The following is a 22698-nucleotide window of genomic DNA, read 5'->3' as shown; positions in this document are numbered from 1 at the left end:
TCGCTTACTTCGCTTCGACGAGTTCGATTGCGCGCACATCCAGCTTCGATTTGTCCAGCGGATCGTGCGGGCGCGTCTCCAGCCAGAAGCGATACAAGAGGCTCTTTGCGGTGTCGAGGCGATAGTCGCTGCTCGCGCGCATGTCGGTGAGCGGCTGGTAATCCTTGGAAAGCGCGATCATCGCGGCCTGCGCGGTGGCTTCGTGCCAAAGCGCATCGTTGAGAATGGCTTCGGCGTGTTCCGCGCGCTTCGGCGTCGCGGCCATGCCGCCGTAGGCGAGGCGCGGCTCGCGGATCGTGTCGCCATCGGCGATGAAACTGAACGCGGCGTAGACGGCGGAAATATCGGAGTCGAAACGCTTCGACAGCTTGTACGCGCGGAACTTAAGGTACGCGCGCTTGCCCGTGCGCGTCGGCACGCGGATCGCGGCGACGAACTCGTTCTCGCGCATGTCCTTCTTCTGATACGCGATGTACAGATCCTCGAGCGGCATCTCGCGCAGACCATCGACGCTTTGCAGGACGACGCGCGCATTCAGCGCGATGAGGCCGGGCATCGAATCGCCGATCGGCGAGCCGTTCGCGACGTTGCCGCCGAGCGTGCCGGCGTTGCGGATGGGCAGCGACGCGAAACGCAGACGCGTCTCTTCGAGTTCGGGATAGAGCTTCACGAGTTCGTCGTACGCGCGCTCGACCGACACGCCCGCGCCGATCTCGATCCATTCGTCCGTCGTCTCGACGCGCTTGAACGAGTCGATCTGCCCGACATAGACGATATCGCCCAGATCGCGCAACTGCTTCGTCACCCACAAACCGACGTCCGTGCTGCCCGCGAGAATCCGCACGTTCGGGTTTTTGTCCTTGATCGCGGCGAGCGCTTCGGTCGTGCGCGGCGCGTCGAACTGGCGGCCGGCGTGCTCGTAGTGGAACGTGTCGTCGCGCTTCAGGCTTTCGAGCGTGCGCGCGAGCGCCGGCACGTTGACGGGCGCGAGCGGCGCGCGGTCGAACATCTGCTCGGCAGCGTCGATGATCGGCCGATAACCCGTGCAGCGGCACAGATTGCCCGTCAGCGCATCGCTGATCTCCTGGCGCGAGGGCTTCGTCTTCTCGCACGTTCCCGGGCAGCCGGTCGTCGCATGACCGTGCTTTTCGTAGAGCGCGAACATCGACATCGCGAAGCCGGGCGTGCAGAAGCCGCATTGCGAGCCGTGACAATCGACGAGCGCCTGCTGCACCGGATGCAGCGTGCCGTCCGGCTGGCGCAGGTCTTCGACGGTGAAGAGCGCGCGGCCGTCGAGCGTCGGCAGAAACTGCACGCATGCGTTGACGGCCTTGAACGCGACGCCGCCCGCGCCGTCCGGCTCGCCGATGACGACCGTGCACGCGCCGCAGTCGCCTTCCGCGCAGCCTTCCTTGGTGCCGGTGCAGCGCGCGTCTTCGCGCAGATATTGCAGGACGGTGCGCGTCGTCGACGCGCCGCTCACTTCCTGGATCGCGTTGCGGTGATAGAAGCGGATCGGCTCAGTCATGGATGTCTCGGGGCTCTTCGATGCTTTTTCGCTGGTTGCGCGGGATGCGCAGCCGGTGGCATTCGCGATTTCGGACCTTTTCAGATTAGTCCTGTCGCTTCGATGGTTCAAAAGCTATCACCGCCAAAATCGATAACCCATAGGCGGCATTGCATGAACGACATATTCTTCGTCCGATATGTGCTGAGAGCCTTATCCAGCAAGGCTTGCGTCGGCGGCGCCCGATGACTCGGACAGGCGATTTGTCCTAGCTGGTTACAAAACGACTGCGACGTTGCGCCGCAACATATGGGACAATCACGCCTTCGCGCCGAATTCAACCCCGCAATTTCCCTATGTCCACCGAGTCCCGCATCAAGCCGCAAAGCGACTTCGCCGTCACGCTGCGGATTCTGCCCGTCGTGCTGTACACGTTCCTTTGCTACCTGACGATCGGCATTCCGCTCGCGGTGCTGCCGGGCTTCGTGCACACGGATCTCGGCTACGGCTCTGTGATGGCGGGCGCGGCGATCAGCGTCCAGTACTTCGCGACGCTGCTGTCGCGGCCGCTGGCGGGCCGCACCGCCGATACGCTCGGCCCCAAGAAAACCGTGCTCTACGGTCTCGCGGCGTGCTCGGCAAGCGGCGTGCTGCTGCTCGCCTCGGCGCTCGCCGCGCAGTGGCACGCGGTGAGTCTCGTGCTGCTGGTGATCGCGCGGCTCGTGCTCGGCTTCGGCGAGAGCTGGGTCGGGACGGGATCGATCACATGGGGCATCGGGCGCGTCGGCGTGAACAACAACGCGAAGGTGATTTCGTGGAACGGCATCGCCACTTACGGCGCGCTCGCGATCGGCGCGCCGCTCGGCGTCGCGATCGATCATTCGCTGGGATTCGCGTCGCTCGGGCTGATCGTGATCGCGCTCGGCGGCTTCGGCTACTGGCTCGCGACGCGCATGGCGAGCGTGCCGATCGTGCACGGCGAGCGCATGTCGTATCGGAGCGTGTTCTTCCGCGTGTTGCCGCATGGACTGGGGCTCGCGCTCGGATCGGCGGGATTCGGCTCCATCGCGACGTTCATCACGCTTTACTATGCCGCGCACAACTGGCCGAATGCGGCGCTTTCGCTTACGGTGTTCGGCACGATGTTCATCGGCGCGCGGCTTCTGTTCGCCAACACGATCAAGGCGTATGGCGGGTTTCGCGTGGCGATCGTGTCGTTTGCGTTCGAATGCGCGGGTCTGCTGATGCTGTGGCTCGCCGCCGAGCCGACTTTCGCGCTCGCGGGCGCGGCGCTGACCGGCTTCGGATTCGCGCTCGTGTTTCCGGCGCTCGGCGTCGAGGCGGTCGGGCTCGTGCCGCCGGCCAGCCGGGGCGCGGCTTTGTCGGCGTATTCGGTGTTTCTCGATCTGTCGCTCGGGTTGACCGGGCCGCTCGCTGGGTATGTCGCGGGTGAGTTGGGGTACGGGTCGGTGTTTCTGTTTGCCGCGCTGGCGGCGGCGGCGGCGGTGGCGTTGTCGGTGGCGCTTTATATGCGCGGTGGACGTGGCGTGGGTGGGGCGGCTACGGCTTGAGCTCAGTGCTTTCGTAGCGTCGCGTCGGGCGCGTTTTGCCGGATCCCGTTTTCGTGTCGGTCGATCGGCACTGCCCCTGTGCGGGGCAATGCTAATGGACCACCAAGAAAACGGGATCCGACGAGAAAAAGGCCAAGCAACCAAAACCCGCCTCAAAGCGAAACACGGAGCGACCACCTTCAGCGTTTGTCTTAAAATCCCCGCTTGGCCCATTAGCGTCCGCTTTATGAACCCGACCTCGGAAGACCGCTGGCGCGATTTGCGCCCGGACCCGGACAGCGACACTCCGCTCTACCTTCAACTCGCCCGCAAGCTCGCCAACGCTATCCACGACAATCGCTGGAACGCAGGCGAAGCGCTGCCCTCCGAGCGCGTGCTGTCGGAAGCACTCGGCGTCTCGCGGATCACCTCGCGAAAAGCGATCGCGCTGCTCGTCGAACAAGGGCTCATCCGCCGCGAACAAGGCGCGGGCAGCTTCATCACGCCGCGCTACGAAGACCCGCTCTCGCGTCTGTCGAGCTTTTCCGAAATGCTTCGGCGCCGCGGCTTCAAGCCCAGCTCCAAATGGCTCTCGCGCAGCATCGAGCCGGCCAATCGCGAGGAAGTCATCCAGCTCGGCCTCTCGCCCGCCGCGACCGTCACGCGCCTGAAACGCCTGCGTCTCGCCGATGACATCGTCATGGCCGTCGAGAATTCCACCTTTCCGGCGTCGTGCATTCCCGATCCGCAGACCATCGGCGATTCGCTCTACAGCTATCTCGATGCACGCGGGCTATCGATCGTGCGCGCGCTTCAGCATTTCCGCGCCGTGAACGCGAGCCCGGAGATTGCCGAGCAGATGGGCATCGCGCCACACGACGCGCTGCTGCTCATCACGCGCGTCGGCTACACGGCCGATCAGCGCGCCATCGAGCTCACCGATACCTACTGCCGCAACGACTACTACGACTTCGTCGCCGAGCTGCGAAAGTAACCCGCCCAATGACCGACACGCCCACAGCACAGACGTCTGACCGATCGCTCTCCATCATGCTGTGCCTCGTCGCCACGGGCTTCTTCATGCAGACGCTCGACTCGACGATCGTCAACACTGCGCTCCCCGCGATGGCACGAAGTCTGGGCGAGGCGCCGCTGCGTATGCAGGGCGTGGTGATCGCCTACTCGCTGACGATGGCGATGATGATCCCCGTCTCCGGCTGGCTCGCCGACAAGCTCGGCACGAAGCGCGTGTTCTTCAGCGCGATCCTCGTGTTCACGATCGGCTCGCTGCTCTGCGCGAACGCGCAATCGCTGACGGCGCTCGTCGCGTATCGCGTCGTGCAGGGCGTCGGCGGCGCGATGCTCTTGCCGGTCGGACGCCTCGCCGTGCTGCGCGTGTTCCCGGCGGAGCGCTATCTTTCCGCGCTCGCGTTCGTCGCTATTCCGGGGCTGATCGGCCCGCTCATCGGCCCGACGCTCGGCGGCTGGCTCGTGCAGATCGCGTCATGGCACTGGATTTTTCTGATCAACGTGCCGGTCGGCGTGATCGGCTGCATCGCGACGAACCTGTACATGCCCGACAGCCGCAATCCGGCGACCGCGCGCTTCGATCTGGCGGGCTACCTGCTGCTCGCGATCGGCATGGTCGCGCTCACGATTTCGCTCGACGGACTCGCCGATCTCGGCCTCGCGCACGCGATCGTGATCGTGCTGCTCGTGCTCTCGTTCGGCTGCTTCGTCGCCTACGGTCTGCACGCGACACGCGCCGCCCAGCCGATCTTCTCGCTCGATCTCTTCAAGATCCACACCTTCAGCGTCGGCTTGCTGGGCAATCTCTTCGCGCGTATCGGCAGCGGCGCGATGCCTTATCTGATCCCGCTCCTGCTGCAAGTGAGCCTCGGCTACACGCCGTTTCAGGCCGGCATGATGATGCTGCCCGTCGCGGCCGCGGGCATGGCGTCCAAGCGCGTCGTCACGCGGCTCATCGAAAAGCACGGTTATCGGCGCGTGCTGGTCGTGAACACGGTGCTCGTCGGGCTGATGATGGCGAGCTTCGCGCTCGTGAGCGCGCATCAGCCGCTCTGGCTGCGGCTCGTGCAGCTCGCGATCTTCGGCGCCTTCAATTCGATGCAGTTCACCGCGATGAACACGCTCACGCTGAAGGACCTCGGCACCGGCGGCGCGAGCAGCGGCAACAGCCTGTTCTCGCTCGTGCAAATGCTGTCGATGAGCCTCGGCGTGACCGTCGCGGGCGCGATCCTGTCGACGTTTACAGGACTGCTGCCGCAGGTCACGGAGACGAACTCGCTGCCCGCCTTCCACGCGACGTTCCTGTGCGTCGGCATCATCACGGCCGCGACGGCGTGGATCTTCGGACAGCTCGCGCCGGAAGTGCGCGCGGCCGCGAGAAAGCCCGATCCGTCCGACTCGAACTGAGAACGCGGACGACGCACCGCGCCGGTGCCCGCACGCACGTTTGGACGGCGCGCGCTCCCGCGTCTGCGGCATGCGAGCTTCAATCCGCACACGAATAGGCGCAACGAAGCGCGCGATACCCGGCGAGCGCCGCTTGGATATTGAATTTGCACGCTTTTTGCTCGAACGGTCGGGTGCCGATCCGGTAAACTATCTCGATAAAGTTACTTGCCCTGCGCCCCGACACCATGAGCATGGTTGATCTCGACCCTCCCCGCTTCCAGCCGCCGCGCCCCGTCGCCGGTGACGATGGATCGCGTCGCACCGTGTTGTACGGCGAGTACACCGTTTTCAGCGTGTTCCAGCCCGTGTTTTCGGTGTCGCACCGGCGCGCGATCGGCTATCACGCGTCCTTGCGCGCGCGCGATGACTCACATCGTCACGTGCCGTCGCACGAGGTCTTCACGCAGGCCGCGCGGCGCGGCGATCTGCTCGAACTCGGCCGGCTCGCGGAATCGCTGCATCTGGGCAACTTCAATGCCTTCGACAGCCACGACGAATGGCTCTTCCTGAGCCTGCACCCCGCCGCGCTGATGGACACGAGCTACGGCGATGCGCTGCTCGCGTCGCTGAAGGACATCGGTCTGTCGCCGCAGCGCGTCGTGCTCGAAGTGCCCGAGCAGGCGGGCGGCGAGACGACGCGTTTCGCTGAAATCATCGATTCGCTGCGCAAGTCGGGCTTTCTGATCGCGCTCGACGGCTTCGGCGTGAAGCATTCGAACATCGATCGCGTGTGGCATCTGCGGCCGGATATCGTGACGCTCGACCGCTGCATCCTTCAGCAGGCGACCGAGCACTCGCATATCGAGCGTGTGCTGCCGCGCCTCGTCTCGCTGCTCCATGAGTCCGGCCAGCTCGTCTTGATGGGCGGCCTCGCGACCGAACGCGACGCGCTCATCGCGTTGGAGTGCAATGTCGATTTCGTGCAGGGCGCGTACTTCGCGCAGCCGAGCGTCGAGGCGGTGCACAGCGAAGTCGCCGCTGGCGTGATGGATGCGTTGTCGGCGGCATCGCGCGAACGCGTCGCTGGCCGCGAACGGGCGCAAGTCGCGCGCCTCGAGCCGTATGTAAGCGGGCTGGAGCGCGCGTCGGTCAAGCTGATGGAAGGCGAGACGCTCACGGCCGCGACGAGCGAACTGCTACAACTCGCCGACACCGCGCGCTGCTTCCTGCTCGATCAGGCCGGGCGGCAGATCGGCGACAACGTCGTGCCGATCGTGCGTACATCGCAGCGCGCGAAGCGCTTCAGTCCGCTGCTGCATTCGGAGGGCGCAAGCTGGGAGCGCCGGCCGTACTTCATCGAGGCGCTGCGCGCGCCGGGGCGCATGCATCTGACGGCGCCGTATCTGTCGATCAACGAGGCGCACCTTTGCGTGACGGCGTCGATCGCCGCGCAGACGCCTTATGGCTTACAGGTGCTGTGCGTCGATATCAACTGGGAAGGCGCGAAGCAGCGGTAGGCTACGCGCTGTTTTCGGATTCCGGACGGAGCAGATCGAAGCCGGCAAGCACCAGCACGCCGGAGAGCACGATGAGCGCGGCAGAATGGCGGCCGAAATAGAGCAATGCAGCGGCCGACCAGGCCGCGAGGCACAAGCCTGCGAAGCGTTTCATGATGGCGATGCGATTTCGATCGTTGCGGCGAGCCGATATTTTAGGCTCGCGCTCCGATGCGCGCAGCGACGGCTTATCGTCACGCACGCTGCGTCACTCTGCTCCGCTGCTTTCCGCGCGTCAGATATCGTCCCAGTCGAATCGACGGCTTTTCGACCGCGTAATATCCCGCGATGCTGACGGGAAGAATCAGCACGGCGGCAATGATCAGCGACATGCCTTGATAGGTTTCGCCAAAATAATGCAGCACGCCCAGCAACACGATGCAATGCAGCAGATACAGGCTGAATGAAATCTCGCCGAGGAAAATCAATGGCCGCGCGGTCAGAAACGCGGCGAACGGCCTGAGCGCAATCGCCAGAACGAGAATGCCGGTCACGGCTGGAAGAATGATCCAGTCGTCGGCGAAACTGCGCAGCACGTCGTTGGATATCGAATGGCGAGTGATCGAACCGACGAGGACGTAAAGGGCGAGACAAATCAGCAATGCGCCGAAAAGCGTTCGTGCGGAATAGGCGCCGAGTTTCGACGAAATGGCTTCGCGATACCGCGCAATCAACGCGCCGAGAACGAACATCGACATGTAATGGATGGTCGGCATCCATTCGCCCTGAATGCTCGCGTCCAGGAGGGTCCGCTGCAAATGATGGTAATAGCCGAATGCAGCAAGAGAGAAACACATGCTTAGTGCTACGGAAAACCAGACGGGCGTGGCAAATACCACGACGACGAGAATCGGGAAGATCAGCGAGATACGCATCTCGTAGACGAGCGACCAGAGCACCGGATCGAGCGTGCTGTTGCTGAACGGAATCACAAAGTAGAGGTGATCCAGCAAATCACGCCGATCGATGCCCGCGTGCCATGCCTGATTGACCCATTCGCCGGTCCAAGAGAGATTCGACCGGTAAAGCAAGCAATACGCGGTATAAGCGGCCAGAACCGCGATGAGATATGGGATGTAGATACGGCACACGCGCTTCACGATGAACTCGGCGAAGCCGGGTTTACTATCGCCGGTAACCTGCATGGCCAAGGCGAAACCGCTCAGCGCAAAGAACAGGATCACGGCGGAATGCCCTTCGGCGATTGCGCGCCATGGAACGTGCTGCAGCCAATGCGTGAGGGTGATCTGTGAATAGTGACTGAATACGACTGTCAAAGCGGCAATGCCGCGCAGCGAATCCAGTTGATGATAGCGTGTCGTCATTATTCAGCTCGCGTCTGTGTTGGCAACGCCAACATGGAAATCGGAAGCCGATTGGGCGACCAGAATCCCGTTAGACCAAGTGAGACTTCGACGTTCCCCAAAAATAGCTCACGCCGGACGCTTCAACGAAAAAAGCCCTCTCGCGAGGGCTTTCATTCTGATTGCGGCATTCGGAACTCATTTCGAAATGCGGCAATCCAGTTTCACGCGCGCTTACTTACGCACCGAAATTCTTCGACGCGAAATCCCAGTTGACGATATTCCAGTAAGCCTCAATGAACTTAGGACGCGCATTGCGATAGTCGATGTAATACGCATGCTCCCACACGTCGATGGTCAGGAGCGCCTTCGCGTCCGTCGTGAGCGGCGTGGCGGCGTTGCTCGTCGACACGATATCGACGGTGCCGTCGGTCTTCTTCACGAGCCACGTCCAGCCCGAGCCGAACGTGCCGGTCGCGACCTTGGCGAATTCTTCCTTGAACTTGTCGTAGGAACCGTACTTTGCGTTGATCGCATCAGCCAGCGCGCCGGTCGGAGCGCCGCCGCCGTTCGGCGACAGGCTGTTCCAGAAGAACGTGTGATTCCATACTTGCGCCGAGTTGTTGAACACGCCGCCCGACGACTTCTTGACGATTTCTTCCAGCGGCAGGTTTTCGAACTCGGTGCCGGGGATCAGCTTGTTCAGGTTCGTCACATAGGTCTGGTGGTGCTTGCCATAGTGATACTCGAGCGTTTCTTCCGACATGTGCGGAGCGAGCGCGTTCTTGTCGAACGGCAGCGGCGGGAGCGTATGTTCCATGATGCGAGCTTCCTTTCTATGTGGATTGTGGGATTGTGTGGCGTCCAGCAGTGGAGCACTGGATTGTAGGCGAGTTGGGATAACCCAGCAAACCGTGTGCTCTTTATGAGCAAGATTGCTTTCCAATCGCCTCACGCGGCGTAAAAAGTGCTCTGAGGAGCCTCGTCAGGCACGTCAAATGTACGCCGATTCCGCGCGCCGCGCCGGGCTCAGAATTCGTCGGACAGACGCGCCTGGACATCGGCGAGCAGCACATCCGCCGATCCTTCCGCGAGATGCACCGTCAGCGGCCGCTTCGGTTTCAATGCGTTCGGTGCACGCACGGCGCGGCCCGTCTGCGCGTCGATCAATGCGGCATAACCGCGTTCGAGTGTGCGCTGCGGGCTCAGCACCTGCAAGCGCGCTGCCAGTTCCGAAATGCACGCTTTCTCACGGTCGGCGCGCCGCTCATGCGCGCTGCCGATACGCTGCGCGAGCCGCAACAGATGCTCGCGCTCGGCGGCCACATTCGGACGTCTGCGCTGCCAGCGGTAGTGCACCAGCGCGAAGTGCGCGCGCGCATCGCGCACGGGCCGCGCGCCCGCCGCGGCGAGCCGGCTTGCCAGTTGCCGCAGATGCGCGCGCTGCCGCGCCAGCCGTTCCGCGGGGCTCACGAGCCGGCGCGCGAGCCAGTCGAGCTGCTGCGCGCGGCGCTCCATCATCCGGCCGAAGCCGCGCGCGAGCGCCGCATGTCGATGATCGAGCTCGCGCAACAGCAGCACGCGCTGCGGACTGACGAGCTCAGCGGCGGCGGTCGGCGTCGGCGCGCGCACGTCGGCGGCGAAATCGGCGATGGTGAAATCCGTCTCATGCCCGACGCCGCTCACCACCGGCACCGCGCTCGCCGCGATCGCGCGTGCGAGCACTTCCTCGTTGAACGCCCAGAGATCCTCGATCGAGCCGCCGCCGCGGCACACGATCAGCACATCGACCTCGCGGCGCGCGTTCGCGGCTTCGACCATCGCCGCCAGCTTCGCGCCGACGCCCGCGCCCTGCACCGGTGCCGGATACACGACGATCGGCACATGCGGCGCGCGGCGCGCGAGCGTCGTGAGGACATCGCGCAATGCGGCCGCCTGCAGCGACGTCACGATCCCGATGCCGCGCGGATGCGAAGGCAACGCGCGCTTTCGCTCGGCCGCGAAGAGCCCTTCGCTTTCGAGCTGCGCCTTCAGCCGCAGAAACGCTTCGTAGAGCCGGCCCTGCCCCGTGCGCCGCACCGCTTCCACGTTGAGCTGCAGTTCGCCGCGCGGCTCGTACATCGTGACGAGCGCGCGCACTTCGATCTTGTCGCCCTCGCGCGGCGTGAATTCGGCGTATTGCGCGCGGCCGCGGAACATCACGCAGCGCATTTGCGCGTTCGCGTCCTTGATCGAGAAGTACCAATGGCCGCTCGCCGCGCGCGTGAAATTCGACACTTCGCCCGATACCCACACGAGCGGAAATGACCGTTCGAGCATCGAACTGATCGCGCGATTGAGCGCGGAAACGGGGATGACGGCATCGCCGCTTTGCGACTGCAGTGAATCGGGAGTCATGGCTGGACGAGAAAAATCTTCAGGCGCGGCGCTGTGCGCGATGGACAAACGCCGCTGAACGAGGTACGCAAGTGTAACAAGTGTCCACACAGAAAGACTTACCGCCGCGTGCGGAGCGGCATCGCCAGAGGCTAGTGAGTTCGTTTCAAGCCGTTGATTTTTCGACGTTAAATTTTTATGGATACTGTCAGCCCCGGAGCAACTCTTTCCTGACGCGCGATCGCGGTGTGGCGGCTGGAAGTTCTTCACAGAGTTATCCACAGGCGTGCGGCGCGGATGGCGTCGCCCTTTCTCCCGCGTTCCTGACTGGCGCCCACGCCCCGCGCGCGCTAGAGTGCCGGGTTCCAGCACCGGCTGGCGCGGCCGAAACCTGCTTGTCCCGGGCCGCGAAAAGCCGGGCATCGTCCAACGCCGACCGTCATCCAAGGAGCTGCCGTTGCACGCCATGCCGTACCCGACTTGCCGCCCGCCAGCGTTCATCGCGAAGGCGGTCCATGTCTGATTTCAAACCGCCGCTCGAAAACTTCCTCGCCCGCGAATGGCGCCGGCGCGGCCCCGTCGCGTGGGCGCTGACGCCTTTCGCGTGCATCTTCGGCGCGATCGCTGCCACGCGGCGCGCCTTCTACGACCTCGGCTGGATGAAGCGCGTCGAAGTGGGCGCGCCGGTGGTCGTCGTGGGCAACGTGACCGTCGGCGGAACGGGCAAGACGCCGACCGTCATCGCGCTCGTCGAGGCGTTGCGCGCCGCCGGATTCCAGCCCGGCGTGATCTCGCGCGGTTACGGCGCGAAGATCGCCAAGCCGACGAGCGTCACGGCAAGCTCCGCCGCCGAGCAGGTCGGCGACGAACCGCTGTTGATCGCGCGGCGTACACACGCGCCGGTGTTCGTCTGCCCGGACCGCGTCGCGGCGGCGAAGGCGCTGCTCGAAGCGCATCCGAACGTCGATGTCCTCGTTTCCGACGACGGCCTGCAGCACTATCGCCTCGCGCGCGCGTTCGAGCTCGTCGTGTTCGACGACCGTCTCGGCGGCAACGGCTTTCTGCTGCCCGCGGGTCCGTTGCGCGAGCCGATGTCGCGCCGCCGCGACGCGACGCTCATCAACAGTCCCTACGAGCGCACGCTGCCGCCGTGGCCGAACACGTTTGCGCTCGAACTCGAATCCGGCGACGCGTGGCTGCTCGACGATCCGCATCAGCGCCGCCCGCTCGATCAGTTCGCCGGCGAGAAAGTGGTCGCGGCGGCGGGCATCGGCTCGCCTGAACGCTTCTTCGCGACGCTGCGCGCGGCGGGCATCGCGCCGGCGACGCGCGCGTTTCCCGATCACTACGCGTATCGCGAGAATCCGTTCGCCGGCGTCGACGCCGATGCCATCCTGATCACCGAAAAGGATGCAGTAAAATTGGGCGCCTGGCGCGATGCACGCATCTGGGTCGTTCCGGTGCAAGCCGTGCTGCGGCCGCGCCTCATCGCTCTTGTTGTGGAGAAACTCCGTGGACGCACGTCTGCTTGAAATCCTCGTTTGCCCGATTTGCAAAGGCCCGCTCAGTTACGATCGCGCCGCGCAGGAACTCGTCTGCAGCGCGGACAAACTCGCCTATCCGATCCGCGACGGCATTCCCGTGATGCTCGTCGACGAAGCGCGTCAGACCGTCGAGGGCACGCCCGTCGAGCCGCTCAAACCCGTCGGCGACGTCTGAGCACGCTGAAATGTCCGTTCCGTTCATCGCGGTCATTCCCGCGCGCCTCGCTTCCACGCGCCTGCCGAACAAGCCGCTCGCCGATATCGGCGGCAAGCCGATGGTCGTGCGCGTCGCCGAGCGCGCGCGCGAATCGGGCGCTTCGCAAGTGCTTGTCGCGACCGACTCCGACCGCGTCGTCGAGGCTGCGCGCGATCACGGCGTCGAAGTCATGTTGACGCGCTCGGATCACCCCACAGGCACGGATCGGCTCGCCGAGGTCGCGACGCGTCTGAACTGGGCCGACGACGCCATCGTCGTCAACGTTCAGGGCGACGAGCCGCTCATCGATCCGCAGCTCGTGCGCGATGTCGCCGATCACCTAGCGGCGCATCCCGAATGCGCGATCGCGACGGCCGCGCATCCGATTCACGATCCCGCCGACGTGTTCAATCCGAACGTCGTGAAGGCCGTGCTCGATGCGCAGAGCCGCGCGCTCTACTTCTCGCGCGCGCCGATTCCGTGGACGCGCGATCTCTGGCAACCGCACTGGCCGGACGTCGCCGCGCTTGGGGCACTGCCGTCCGTGCCGAAGAACGTGCTGCGGCATATCGGCCTCTACGCCTATCGCGCGAAATTCCTGCGCGACTTCCCGAACCTCGCGCAAGCGCCGATCGAAGAAGCCGAAGCGCTCGAACAACTGCGCGCGCTGTGGCACGGCGAACGCATCGCGGTGCGCGTGACGCAAGACGCACCGCCGCCCGGCGTCGACACGCCCGCCGATCTCGCGCGCGTTCAGGCGCTCTTCCCGGAAGCGGACTGATCTCTATCTCTGTTCGACAACCCGTGTAAACCCCGCCGGATGGCCCATTCGGCGGGGTTTCTGGCGTTTTCTATCCGCGTTATTACGGTCGCAATCGTAAAGCGGCGTGGCATAATCAAGCGATTGCGCGAGCCTTCCGGTCAGCGCCACGCTCAACGTTGCGCCGCTGTCCGCAGGTGCCCGCCGTCTCCTTTTCGGCTGCGCGCCCTGTCGTCGACGCCGCACGAGCCTGGCCACCGGATGTCAAATCAGCCTCGCGGCTTGAAGCGGTTTATAGACGATTCGGAGAGATCACCATGCGTTTGATCCTGTTGGGCGCACCCGGTGCGGGCAAGGGCACCCAGGCAAACTTCATCAAGGAGAAATTCGGCATTCCGCAGATTTCGACCGGCGACATGCTGCGCGCGGCCGTCAAGGCAGGCTCGCCGCTCGGCGTCGAGGCGAAGCGCTTCATGGATGCGGGCGAGCTGGTGCCGGATTCGCTCATCATCAATCTCGTGAAGGAACGCCTGCAGGCCGACGACTGCAAGAACGGCTATCTCTTCGACGGCTTCCCCCGCACGCTGCCGCAAGCCGAAGCCATGAAAGACGCCGGCGTGGCGATCGACTACGTGCTCGAAATCGATGTGCCCTTCGACGAAATCATCACGCGCATGAGCGGTCGTCGCGTGCATGCGGCATCGGGCCGCACGTATCACGTCAAGTTCAATCCGCCGAAGGTCGACATGACCGACGACGTCACCGGCGAGCCGTTGATCCAGCGCGACGACGACAAGGAAGAGACCGTGAAGAAGCGTCTCGACGTGTACGTCGCGCAGACCAAGCCGCTGATCGCGTATTACAACGATTGGGCGAAGAGCGGCGCAGCGCCGAACGGACTGAAGGCGCCGGAATATCGCAAGATTTCGGGCCTCGGCGCCGTCGATGAAATCCGCACGCGCGTGTTCGACGCGCTCAAGTAACGCGCTGCCTGATTCGCGTTCGACGAAAACCCGCTCCCTGTGAGCGGGTTTTTTATGTCCGTGAAATCGCATGACCGTCGTGCGAATTTGCAGCATGCGGCTTCGCTACAATCGACGCGTTTCCCAAAAGGAATGACATCGGCGCGAGCGGCTCAACCCTGCTCTCGCGCGCACGAATCGCACAAAAGGAGAAGAGACATGGAGATGCAAGGCAACACCTTTCTGATCACGGGCGGTGCGTCGGGCCTCGGCGCGGCGACCGCGCGGCTCATCGCGGCGCAAGGCGGCAAGGTCGTGCTCGCCGACATGAACGACGCGGCAGGCGAAGCGCTCGCGAAAGAGCTGTCGGGCGCGTTCGTCAAATGCGACGTGAGCCAGGAAAGCGATGGCCAACGCGCCGTCGATGCCGCGTTGAGTCTCGGCACATTGCGCGGCCTCGTGAATTGCGCGGGCATCGCGCCGGCGGCGAAGACGGTCGGCCGCGACGGTCCGCACGCGCTCGATCTCTTCTCGAAGGTGGTGTCGGTGAATCTCATCGGCACGTTCAACATGATCCGGCTCGCGGCGCACGCGATGTCGAAGAACGAAGCGAACGCGGCGGGCGAACGTGGCGTGATCGTGAACACGGCGTCGGTAGCGGCTTATGACGGACAGATCGGCCAGGCGGCCTATGCGGCATCGAAGAGCGGCGTCGCGGGCATGACGCTGCCGATCGCGCGCGATCTGAGCAAGAGCGGCATCCGTGTGATGACGATCGCGCCGGGCCTCTTCGAAACGCCGATGCTGCTCGGCATGCCGAAGGAAGTGCAGGACGCGCTCGGCGCGATGGTGCCGTTCCCGGCGCGTCTCGGCAAACCCGACGAGTACGCTCTGCTCGTCAAGTCGATTTTCGATAACCCGATGCTCAACGGCGAAGTGATCCGCCTCGACGGCGCGATCCGCATGCAGCCTAAGTAACGCTCTGCACGGCGCGCGCGGCGTGGTTCAGTCGCCTTGCTGCGTGCGCTGCCGCAACTCGTGCAGCTCGGTTTCGACGACGGTCGCGTCCTCGGCATCCGGACGAATCTCGATGTATCGCTGCAAATCTTCCAGCGCCGGTCGCAGATAATCGAGCCGCGCATACGCGAAACCGCGATCGCGCACTTCCTCGATGCTGTTCGGCAACGCGATCACCAGCCGCTGCTGAACGGCGAGCAGACGCTGCCACCGCTCCGTTTGCAGATAGATACCCTTCAGATTGCGCAGCATGCGCGCGACGATCTCGCGCCGCGTCGCGGGTTGCAACAGCACGCGCAACGCGCTGCCGATCGACTCGCCCACACGCTGCACATACGGCTCCAGCATCTCGACCATCTGCGCTTCGGAGAGCGTCTGGCCGGTCGTCGGATCGAGCATCAGATCGTGACCCGGCGTCGCGACGCGCAAAAGGAAATGCCCCGGAAACGATACGCCGCGCACCGGCAGGCCGAGTTGCTCGGCCATTTCCAGATAGATGACGGCAAGCGAGATCGGAATGCCGCGCCGGCGACGCAGCACCACATTCAGATGGCTGTTATCCGGATCGTAGTAATCGTTGAGATTGCTGGAGAAGCCCAGCTCGCGGAAAAAGTAGCGATTCAGCGCATCGACTTTCTGCTTCGCGTCGGCGTCATCGGGCATGCGGCGACGGGCGCGCACGACGAGTTCGTCGATCTCCGCGAGCGCGGCCTGCATGTCGAGATCGGGATACGCGTCCTGCGCGAGCGACAAGGCGGCTTCCGTGAGCGGAAGGCTGTCGTCGTCCGCCATCAGCGAGGAGAAGTAGTCGAGGATACGCGTTGTCGTCATCAAAGCGTGCGTCTCTTGAAATAGGCGTACTTGAAGCCCATTGCGGCAAGAATACCGAAATATAACGCGGCAAACACGACGAGACTTGCACCGAGAAGCGCGATGCGCAGGACCGGCGTCGCGCGCATGCCGATCCAGTCGAAATTGATCGCCACCCAATGCATCGTCCCCGCAAGAATCAGGCACGCGCCGATCAGTTGCACGAAAAAGCGCAGCCAGCCCGCCGAAGGCTCATAGATCTTGCGGCGGCGCAGCCCCGCGAACAGCAGCAGCGCGTTGGCGAGCGCGCCGAGGCCGATCGAGAGCGTCAGGCCCGCGTGAGAAAAAATCGGCACGAAGATGTAGTTGCTCACCTGAGTCATGACGAGCACGAAGATCGCGATCTTCACCGGCGTCTTGATGTCCTGCTTCGCGTAGAAGCCCGGCGCGAGAATCTTGATGAGGATGAGGCCGATCAGCCCGATCCCGTATGCCGACAGCGCGTGGCCGACCATCACGACCGAACGATTGTCGAACTTGCCGTAGTGAAAGAGCGTCGCGGTGAGCGGCTCGGCGAAGAAAAACAGCGCGATCGCGCTCGGCGCGGCCAGCAGGAACGTGATGCGCAGGCCCCAGTCGAGCAGCGCGGAGTATTCGTCGTGATTGGCGTCGACGTGCGCTTTCGAGAGGCTCGGCAGCAGGATCGTGCCGAGCGCCGCGCCGAGCAGCGCGGTCGGGAATTCCATCAGCCGGTCGGCGTAGTTGATCCACGACACCGCGCCCGCCCCGATGTTCGACGCAATATTCGTGTTGATGATGAGGCTCAGTTGCCCGACCGACACTGCGAACATCGCCGGGACCATTTTCAGCAGCACGCGCTTGACGCCGGGATGCGCGAGCGCGGCGCGGAAGTTCAGCCCGATGCGCGGCGTCATGTCGATCTTCTTCAGGCCGGGCAGTTGCACGAGCAATTGCAGCACGCCGCCGACGATCACCGCATACGCGAGCGCATAAACCGGAATCTTCAGATGCGGCGCGACGAACACCGCCGCGGCAATGAACGACACGTTCAGCAGCACGGGCGCGAACGCGGGCAGCGAAAACTGCTTGTACGTGTTGAGCACGCCCGAGGCGAGCGTCGTCATCGAAATGAGGACGATGTACGGGAACATGATGCGCGTCATCGAGACGGCGAGGCCGTACGCCGCGCCCTCGTGCGACAACCCCGACGCGACCGCGTACACGACCCAGCTCGCGCCCAGCATGCCGAGAAGCGACAGCACGACGAGGAACCAGGTGAGGACCGTCGACATCGCGTCGACGAGCGCCTTGGTCGGATCGTGGCCCTTGCTGTTCTTGAACTCGGCGAGGATCGGCACGAACGCCTGCGCGAACGCGCCTTCCGCGGACAGACGCCGCAGCAGGTTGGGGATTCGGAACGCGACGTAGAACGCGTCGGTATAGATACTGGCGCCGAAGGCTCGGGCGATCAGCGTTTCGCGGATCAGGCCGGTCACGCGCGACAGCAGCGTGAAGCCGCTGACCGTCAGCAGGGCTCGGAATAGATTCATGGGGCGCTTATTATACGGGCCGCGAGCGGCGCGCCCACGAGACTCGGGGCAATGCTGGCGGCCAATGCCGCACGTTTGACCGATGACAAGGCAGCCGCCCCGTGCCGGCGCGATCCACGCCGCGCTTGTCATGTCTCATATTCCCTTGCTATAATCGCGGGTTTCGAAGCTCCAAAAATCGCTCCGATTTTGCGGCTTCGCGTCTTTTCCGGCCCCGGCCGGCGATGTTTTAGAGGTTCTCGGGCAATCGTTCCCGGGATTTCAGATCAAAGGCAGCGCGCTCGATCGCCCGCGTCAGGGCTTTCATGGCCTTCGCCGGCCCCGCGCGCTCCGGACAAGTAACAGCGAAACAGGAAAAGGGAAACCGTCATGGCAAATTCCGCACAAGCTCGCAAGCGCGCCCGTCAGGCCGCCAAAGCCAACTCGCACAACTCGGCGCTGCGCTCGAAGTTCCGCACGGCCATCAAGGCAGTTCGCAAGGCTATCGAAGCCGGCGATCAGGCCAAGGCCGCCGAAGTGTTCAAGACGTCGGTCAAGACGCTCGACATCATCGCGGACAAGAAGATCGTCCACAAGAACAAGGCAGCTCGTCACAAGAGCCGCCTGGCTGCAGCCATCAAGGGCCTGCAAGCCCCCGCTGCCCAGTAATTCCGGCTCGCTTCCGGCGGGCGCATTCCGGTTTCGCGAGTTTCGCGTTCGGGGCGTTCGCCGAAGCAGCTTCCTGTTTCCGCTGCGCAGTAACGAAAAAGCCCGCTTCGGCGGGCTTTTTTGCGTCTATCGCTTTTCGTCTGTGGCTTTCGTCGCGCGGAGGTCAGGGCTGAGGCTGCTGCGTCTGCGTGCCGTGATGCGGCGGCAATTCGCACGCCTCGGTCACAACCAGATCATTGTCTTTTGCGAAGTTAAGAACGAAGTCGAACGCCATCGGTTCGATGTCGCGCAGGCGGGAATCGACAATCACGACCTTGATGTCGCCGATCATCGTCGGACGCACGTAGATGGAATATTGCAGGCGGGCGTTGGGCCCTTTCGCCTTTGGGCCGAAGCCCGACATCACGCCGGCGAGACGCTCGGACCAGTCGCTCGGCCGAAATTTCCTCCCGCTCTTGGTGATGCCTTGAATGAAGTACTCGGTAGGGGATGATTCAGCCATGTAGCAATACCTTTTGACGGCCGGTGACGCGCACCGGAACGCACATGCCTGACGCAGGAACCGCAGGAGCCGGCTAGCGAAAAGCGCCGGGCGGTCTTGCGCGGGTCGATTCTGGCGGAATCGTCCGCGCCCGCGACAGGAAATGGCGGACTCGACAGCACTGGGCAATCCACCGCGAAATCGGAACGCGCAAAGTCACGCCGACCGGATTCTTGCGAACCCTTCGCCGCAGAAGCGCGTGAAACGGTGCTGAATGTTGCAGAACTGTTGAAACGAGCGAGCGTGATTATACCGCAGCGGCCTGTTTTCCGCAGCGCACACAGACATGGGATGCGTCCATCAGGGACAGCCCGAGGCCGTGAGACGGGTCTGCGCGCGCATCCTCGTCCTTTTGGCCAGCCTCGTCAAACATCGCAAAATCCTTTATGCTCAAACGCGATACCCACTCCCGACGGCGGCGCCGTCCGGCCTCGACACTCACGCGCGGCGGCCGGTTCGAAGCCGCCGCTTGCGTTTCATGACCGCCAAGAAAATTCGCCACTATCTTCAGTTCAAGGATTTTTCCCTCGACGACTATGAGTACGTGCTCGAACGCGCGCGCATCCTGAAGCGCAAGTTCAAGAACTACGAGACTTATCATCCGCTGCACGATCGCACGCTCGCGATGATCTTCGAGAAGAGCTCGACGCGCACGCGCCTTTCGTTCGAAGCGGGCATTTTCCAGCTCGGCGGCCATGCGGTGTTCATGAATACGCGTGATACGCAACTCGGCCGCGGCGAGCCGATCGAGGATTCGGCGCAGGTCATCTCGCGCATGGTCGACATCATCATGATCCGCACGTTCGGCCAGGACATCATCCGGCGCTTCGCGGAAAGCTCGCGCGTGCCGGTCATCAACGGGCTGACCAACGAATATCACCCGTGTCAGGTGCTCGCGGACATCTTCACGTTCTACGAGCATCGCGGTCCGATTTCCGGCAAGACCGTCGCGTGGGTCGGGGACGCCAATAACATGCTGTACACGTGGATCGAAGCGGCGCAGATTCTCGGCTTCAAACTGCGTCTCTCCACGCCGCTCGGCTACAAGCTCGATCCCGCGCTGGTTGCCGAGGAAAGCAAGCCGTTTTTTCAAGAATTCGACGATCCGAACGAAGCCTGCGCCGGCGCCGATCTCGTCACGACGGACGTCTGGACCAGCATGGGCTACGAAGCCGAGAACGAAGCGCGCATGAAGGCGTTCGCCGACTACTGCGTCGATGCCGAGATGATGGCGCGCGCCCATCCCGATGCGCTCTTCATGCACTGCCTGCCCGCGCATCGCGGCGAGGAAGTGAGCGCGGAAGTCATCGACGGTCCGCAAAGCGTCGTATGGGACGAGGCGGAGAACCGTCTGCACGTGCAGAAGGCGCTGATGGAGTATCTCCTGCTCGGCAAGCTGAATCACTGAGCGAATCTGCGCTGCCGATTCGCCGCGCATCCCAAATTTGCGGAGGCGCGGCTTTTTAATGTCAGAATAGTAGTTTTTCCGCGCACTTCATGCCCGTCGCGCGCCCGGCGGACGCGAAGCGGCGCACAACCGCCGCACCGGCTTTTCCGCACACGAGTTCACCATGAGCGATATCAAGAAAGTCGTGCTCGCCTATTCGGGCGGTCTCGACACCTCCGTCATCCTGAAATGGTTGCAGGACAACTACGACGCCGAAGTCGTGACCTTCACCGCCGACATCGGTCAGGGCGAGGAGCTGGAGCCCGCGCGCAAGAAGGCGCTCCAGCTCGGCATCCAGCAGGAAAACATCTTCATCGAAGACCTGCGTGAAGAGTTCGTCCGCGATTTCGTGTTCCCGATGTTCCGCGCGAACACCATCTACGAAGGCGAGTATCTGCTCGGCACGTCGATCGCGCGTCCGCTGATCGCGAAGCGTCAGATCGAGATCGCGCGCGCGACCGGCGCGCAGGCCGTCTCGCACGGCGCGACCGGCAAGGGCAACGATCAGGTGCGCTTCGAGCTCGGTTACTACTCGCTCGAACCCGGCATCAAGGTGATCGCGCCGTGGCGCGAATGGGACCTGCTCTCGCGCGAAAAGCTGCTCGCGTATGCGGAAAAGGCCGGCATTCCGATCGAAATGAAGCACAAGCAAGGCGGCGCGCCCTACTCGATGGACGCGAACCTGCTGCACATCTCGTTCGAAGGCCGCCATCTGGAAGACCCGAAGGCCGAGGCCGAAGCCGAAATGTGGCGCTGGACCGTATCGCCGGAAGAGGCGCCGGATCAGGCGGAATATGTCGATATCGAATTCGAGAAGGGCGATCCGGTCGCGCTGAACGGCAAGCGCCTGTCGCCCGCCGAGATGCTGACCGAGCTGAACCGTCTCGGTGGCAAGCATGGCATCGGCCGTCTGGATCTGGTCGAGAACCGTTACGTCGGCATGAAGTCGCGCGGCTGCTATGAAACGCCGGGCGGCACGATCATGCTGAAGGCGCATCGGGGTATCGAGTCGATCACGCTCGACCGCGAAGTGGCGCACCTCAAGGACGATCTGATGCCGCGTTACGCATCCCTGATCTACAACGGCTACTGGTGGAGCCCGGAGCGCCGCGCGCTGCAGGTGCTGATCGACCACACGCAGGAGAAGGTCAACGGCTGGGTGCGCGTGAAGCTCTACAAGGGCAGCGTGTCGGTCGTCGCTCGCGATTCGAAGGAAACGCTGTTCGACAAGACCATCGCGACGTTCGATGACGACGGCGGCGCCTACAACCAGGCCGATGCCGGCGGCTTCATCAAGCTGAACGCACTGCGCATGCGTATCGCGGAGAACGCGCGCCGTCAGCGCGGGGACTGATCTTTCGTTGGAATCAGGCTCGAGAAAAAACCCGCCGCGGCGGGTTTTTTCGTTTTCAGACGCGCACCGGCTCCATCTCCAGTTCGACATTGAAACGTGCTAGCACGTCGCGCCTGATGGCTTCGGCGAGCTCGAGCACCTGCGCGCCCGTCGCGCCGCCGCGATTCACGAGCACGAGCGCCTGACGATCGTGCACCGCCGCGCCGCCGATGCCGCGCCCTTTCCATCCGCACTGGTCGATCAGCCAGCCCGCCGCGAGCTTCACTTGCCCGTCGGCTTGCGGGTACGAAACGACGCCCGGTTCGCGCTGCTTGAGCGCCTCGAACGCCTGCGCACTCACGACCGGATTCTTGAAGAAGCTGCCCGCGTTGCCGAGCGCGGTCCAGTCGGGCAGCTTGGCGCGGCGCACGGCGACGACCGCATCGAAAATGGCTTGCGCATCCGGCGTCGTGGCGCCGTCGAGCGCGCGGGCGACGTCGGCGTAATCCGCGCGCGGCGTCCACGCTTTCGGCAGCCGGAACGTGACCGACGTAATCATGAAGCGCCCGCGCCCTGCCCGCTTGAAGAAGCTGTCGCGATAACCGAAGGCGCACGCGGCGCGATCGAATTTCGCGCGTGCGCCGGTCGCGAGTTCTACCGCCGTCAGCCGCTCGAAGCGCTCGCCCATTTCCAGCCCGTACGCGCCGATGTTCTGAATCGGCGCCGCGCCGACCGTGCCGGGAATCAGCGCGAGGTTTTCGAGCCCCGGCATGCCCTGCGCGAGCGTCCACGCGACGAAATCGTGCCAGTTCTCGCCCGCGCCGGCTTCGACGAGCCACGCATCGTCGTCTTCGCCGATCACGCGTTTGCCGCGAATGCCGACGATCAGCGCGACGCCGTCGAAATCGCGCGTCAGCACGATATTGCTGCCGCCGCCGAGCACGAGTTGCGGCATGTTTGCGATGCGCGCATCGGTGGCGAGCGCGGCGGCCGCATCGACGGAATCGATACGCATCGCGTGACGCGCGCGCGCGTCGAAGCCGAACGTGTTGTGGGCGAGCAGAGAGAAATCGGAGAGGAGCTGGAGCGACATGAACGAAGCGCGTCGGTAGAATGACGACAGGTCCGTGATTATAGCGATTGCGCGAGCCACGCCTG

Annotated in this window: 21 protein-coding genes; 12 read left to right on the top strand and 9 right to left on the bottom strand. The window is 63.8% G+C overall.

Going from position 1 to position 22698, the window contains the following annotated elements; all coding sequences use genetic code 11:
• Positions 1–4: 4 nt before the first annotated feature.
• Positions 5–1528 carry a xanthine dehydrogenase small subunit gene (xdhA, locus tag BG60_RS11665; RefSeq protein WP_034471600.1) on the bottom strand — a complete coding sequence of 508 codons (1524 nt, stop codon included), beginning with the start codon at positions 1526–1528 and terminating at the stop codon, positions 5–7.
• Positions 1529–1863: 335 nt separating this feature from the next.
• Here xdhA and BG60_RS11660 point away from each other — a divergent pair, with 335 nt between their 5' ends.
• The 4 genes from BG60_RS11660 to BG60_RS11645 all read left to right on the top strand — a co-directional run bounded on the left by BG60_RS11660 (position 1864) and on the right by BG60_RS11645 (position 6992).
• Positions 1864–3078: an MFS transporter gene (locus BG60_RS11660; protein ID WP_034471598.1), complete on the top strand. Its 1215-nt coding sequence runs from the start codon at positions 1864–1866 to the stop codon at positions 3076–3078.
• 226 nt (positions 3079–3304) lie between these two features.
• Positions 3305–4051: a GntR family transcriptional regulator gene (locus tag BG60_RS11655; protein ID WP_008342704.1), complete on the top strand. Its 747-nt coding sequence runs from the start codon at positions 3305–3307 to the stop codon at positions 4049–4051.
• An 8-nt stretch (positions 4052–4059) separates the two neighbouring features.
• Positions 4060–5493, top strand: coding sequence for a multidrug transporter subunit MdtD (mdtD, locus tag BG60_RS11650; protein ID WP_034471596.1), 1434 nt, complete (start codon positions 4060–4062; stop codon positions 5491–5493).
• Positions 5494–5720: 227 nt separating this feature from the next.
• Entirely contained in the window at positions 5721–6992 is a 1272-nt protein-coding gene (locus BG60_RS11645; RefSeq protein WP_008342708.1) for an EAL domain-containing protein, read from the top strand.
• 1 nt (position 6993) lies between these two features.
• On the opposite strand, the gene BG60_RS38990 is transcribed toward BG60_RS11645, so the two are convergent.
• From BG60_RS38990 to xseA, 4 genes are all read right to left on the bottom strand, one after another.
• On the bottom strand, positions 6994–7146 hold the full coding sequence (locus BG60_RS38990; RefSeq protein WP_033537310.1) for a hypothetical protein: 153 nt from the start codon (positions 7144–7146) through the stop codon (positions 6994–6996).
• Between the two features lie 79 nt (positions 7147–7225).
• The gene (locus tag BG60_RS11635) at positions 7226–8356 is read right to left on the bottom strand and encodes an acyltransferase family protein (RefSeq protein ID WP_008342712.1); all 1131 of its coding nucleotides are present in this window, start codon (positions 8354–8356) and stop codon (positions 7226–7228) included.
• Positions 8357–8573: 217 nt separating this feature from the next.
• Positions 8574–9155, bottom strand: a complete 582-nt coding sequence (gene sodB / locus BG60_RS11630) for a superoxide dismutase [Fe] (RefSeq protein WP_008342714.1) — start codon at positions 9153–9155, stop codon at positions 8574–8576.
• Positions 9156–9364: 209 nt separating this feature from the next.
• Positions 9365–10732, bottom strand: coding sequence for an exodeoxyribonuclease VII large subunit (gene xseA / locus BG60_RS11625; protein ID WP_034471594.1), 1368 nt, complete (start codon positions 10730–10732; stop codon positions 9365–9367).
• A gap of 494 nt (positions 10733–11226) precedes the next feature.
• Here xseA and lpxK point away from each other — a divergent pair, with 494 nt between their 5' ends.
• The 5 genes from lpxK to BG60_RS11600 all read left to right on the top strand — a co-directional run bounded on the left by lpxK (position 11227) and on the right by BG60_RS11600 (position 15151).
• Positions 11227–12243, top strand: a complete 1017-nt coding sequence (gene lpxK, locus BG60_RS11620) for a tetraacyldisaccharide 4'-kinase (protein WP_034471592.1) — start codon at positions 11227–11229, stop codon at positions 12241–12243.
• Positions 12224–12430: a Trm112 family protein gene (locus tag BG60_RS11615; RefSeq protein ID WP_034471590.1), complete on the top strand. Its 207-nt coding sequence runs from the start codon at positions 12224–12226 to the stop codon at positions 12428–12430. The genes lpxK and BG60_RS11615 overlap by 20 nt, the downstream gene beginning before the upstream one ends.
• 10 nt (positions 12431–12440) lie before the next feature.
• The gene (gene kdsB / locus BG60_RS11610) at positions 12441–13232 is read left to right on the top strand and encodes a 3-deoxy-manno-octulosonate cytidylyltransferase (RefSeq protein ID WP_034471588.1); all 792 of its coding nucleotides are present in this window, start codon (positions 12441–12443) and stop codon (positions 13230–13232) included.
• Between the two features lie 296 nt (positions 13233–13528).
• Positions 13529–14194: an adenylate kinase gene (gene adk / locus BG60_RS11605; protein ID WP_008342724.1), complete on the top strand. Its 666-nt coding sequence runs from the start codon at positions 13529–13531 to the stop codon at positions 14192–14194.
• 198 nt (positions 14195–14392) lie between these two features.
• A complete protein-coding gene (locus BG60_RS11600; protein ID WP_034471586.1) occupies positions 14393–15151 on the top strand; it encodes a 3-hydroxyacyl-CoA dehydrogenase in 759 nt (252 codons plus the stop codon).
• A gap of 27 nt (positions 15152–15178) precedes the next feature.
• Here BG60_RS11600 and BG60_RS11595 read toward each other — a convergent pair whose 3' ends face one another.
• Positions 15179–16021 (bottom strand): SirB1 family protein, encoded by an 843-nt coding sequence (locus tag BG60_RS11595; protein WP_008342728.1) that lies wholly within the window; start codon positions 16019–16021, stop codon positions 15179–15181.
• Positions 16021–17571 carry a murein biosynthesis integral membrane protein MurJ gene (gene murJ, locus BG60_RS11590; RefSeq protein WP_034471584.1) on the bottom strand — a complete coding sequence of 517 codons (1551 nt, stop codon included), beginning with the start codon at positions 17569–17571 and terminating at the stop codon, positions 16021–16023. Before murJ ends, BG60_RS11595 begins: the two co-directional genes overlap by 1 nt.
• A 369-nt stretch (positions 17572–17940) precedes the next feature.
• Here murJ and rpsT point away from each other — a divergent pair, with 369 nt between their 5' ends.
• On the top strand, positions 17941–18219 hold the full coding sequence (rpsT, locus tag BG60_RS11585) for a 30S ribosomal protein S20 (RefSeq protein WP_008342733.1): 279 nt from the start codon (positions 17941–17943) through the stop codon (positions 18217–18219).
• Positions 18220–18382: 163 nt separating this feature from the next.
• On the opposite strand, the gene BG60_RS11580 is transcribed toward rpsT, so the two are convergent.
• The gene (locus tag BG60_RS11580; RefSeq protein WP_034471582.1) at positions 18383–18721 is read right to left on the bottom strand and encodes a DUF3579 domain-containing protein; all 339 of its coding nucleotides are present in this window, start codon (positions 18719–18721) and stop codon (positions 18383–18385) included.
• Between the two features lie 517 nt (positions 18722–19238).
• On the opposite strand from BG60_RS11580, the gene argF reads away from it, so the two are divergent.
• On the top strand, positions 19239–20168 hold the full coding sequence (argF, locus tag BG60_RS11575; RefSeq protein WP_008342737.1) for an ornithine carbamoyltransferase: 930 nt from the start codon (positions 19239–19241) through the stop codon (positions 20166–20168).
• A 163-nt stretch (positions 20169–20331) separates the two neighbouring features.
• Complete coding sequence (locus BG60_RS11570) at positions 20332–21561, top strand: argininosuccinate synthase (RefSeq protein WP_034471580.1); 1230 nt, start codon at positions 20332–20334, stop codon at positions 21559–21561.
• Between the two features lie 55 nt (positions 21562–21616).
• On the opposite strand, the gene murB is transcribed toward BG60_RS11570, so the two are convergent.
• Positions 21617–22633, bottom strand: a complete 1017-nt coding sequence (gene murB / locus BG60_RS11565) for a UDP-N-acetylmuramate dehydrogenase (protein WP_034471578.1) — start codon at positions 22631–22633, stop codon at positions 21617–21619.
• Positions 22634–22698: the final 65 nt, after the last annotated feature.

Origin of the sequence: Caballeronia zhejiangensis, from assembly GCF_000698575.1 — a bacterium.
Lineage (GTDB): Bacteria > Pseudomonadota > Gammaproteobacteria > Burkholderiales > Burkholderiaceae > Caballeronia > Caballeronia zhejiangensis.
This window is presented reverse-complemented; position numbering and strand designations above follow the sequence as displayed.

Coding starts and splice junctions, on each gene's coding strand:
- murJ (WP_034471584.1), bottom strand. CDS start 17,571: ATGAATCTATTCCGAGCCCTGCTGACGGTCAGCGGCTTCACGCTGCTG.
- xseA (WP_034471594.1), bottom strand. CDS start 10,732: ATGACTCCCGATTCACTGCAGTCGCAAAGCGGCGATGCCGTCATCCCC.
- rpsT (WP_008342733.1), top strand. CDS start 17,941: ATGGCAAATTCCGCACAAGCTCGCAAGCGCGCCCGTCAGGCCGCCAAA.
- BG60_RS11635 (WP_008342712.1), bottom strand. CDS start 8,356: ATGACGACACGCTATCATCAACTGGATTCGCTGCGCGGCATTGCCGCT.
- BG60_RS11645 (WP_008342708.1), top strand. CDS start 5,721: ATGAGCATGGTTGATCTCGACCCTCCCCGCTTCCAGCCGCCGCGCCCC.
- xdhA (WP_034471600.1), bottom strand. CDS start 1,528: ATGACTGAGCCGATCCGCTTCTATCACCGCAACGCGATCCAGGAAGTG.
- lpxK (WP_034471592.1), top strand. CDS start 11,227: ATGTCTGATTTCAAACCGCCGCTCGAAAACTTCCTCGCCCGCGAATGG.
- kdsB (WP_034471588.1), top strand. CDS start 12,441: ATGTCCGTTCCGTTCATCGCGGTCATTCCCGCGCGCCTCGCTTCCACG.
- mdtD (WP_034471596.1), top strand. CDS start 4,060: ATGACCGACACGCCCACAGCACAGACGTCTGACCGATCGCTCTCCATC.
- sodB (WP_008342714.1), bottom strand. CDS start 9,155: ATGGAACATACGCTCCCGCCGCTGCCGTTCGACAAGAACGCGCTCGCT.
- BG60_RS11660 (WP_034471598.1), top strand. CDS start 1,864: ATGTCCACCGAGTCCCGCATCAAGCCGCAAAGCGACTTCGCCGTCACG.
- argF (WP_008342737.1), top strand. CDS start 19,239: ATGACCGCCAAGAAAATTCGCCACTATCTTCAGTTCAAGGATTTTTCC.
- BG60_RS11600 (WP_034471586.1), top strand. CDS start 14,393: ATGGAGATGCAAGGCAACACCTTTCTGATCACGGGCGGTGCGTCGGGC.
- BG60_RS11570 (WP_034471580.1), top strand. CDS start 20,332: ATGAGCGATATCAAGAAAGTCGTGCTCGCCTATTCGGGCGGTCTCGAC.
- adk (WP_008342724.1), top strand. CDS start 13,529: ATGCGTTTGATCCTGTTGGGCGCACCCGGTGCGGGCAAGGGCACCCAG.
- murB (WP_034471578.1), bottom strand. CDS start 22,633: ATGTCGCTCCAGCTCCTCTCCGATTTCTCTCTGCTCGCCCACAACACG.
- BG60_RS11655 (WP_008342704.1), top strand. CDS start 3,305: ATGAACCCGACCTCGGAAGACCGCTGGCGCGATTTGCGCCCGGACCCG.
- BG60_RS11580 (WP_034471582.1), bottom strand. CDS start 18,721: ATGGCTGAATCATCCCCTACCGAGTACTTCATTCAAGGCATCACCAAG.
- BG60_RS38990 (WP_033537310.1), bottom strand. CDS start 7,146: ATGAAACGCTTCGCAGGCTTGTGCCTCGCGGCCTGGTCGGCCGCTGCA.
- BG60_RS11595 (WP_008342728.1), bottom strand. CDS start 16,021: ATGACGACAACGCGTATCCTCGACTACTTCTCCTCGCTGATGGCGGAC.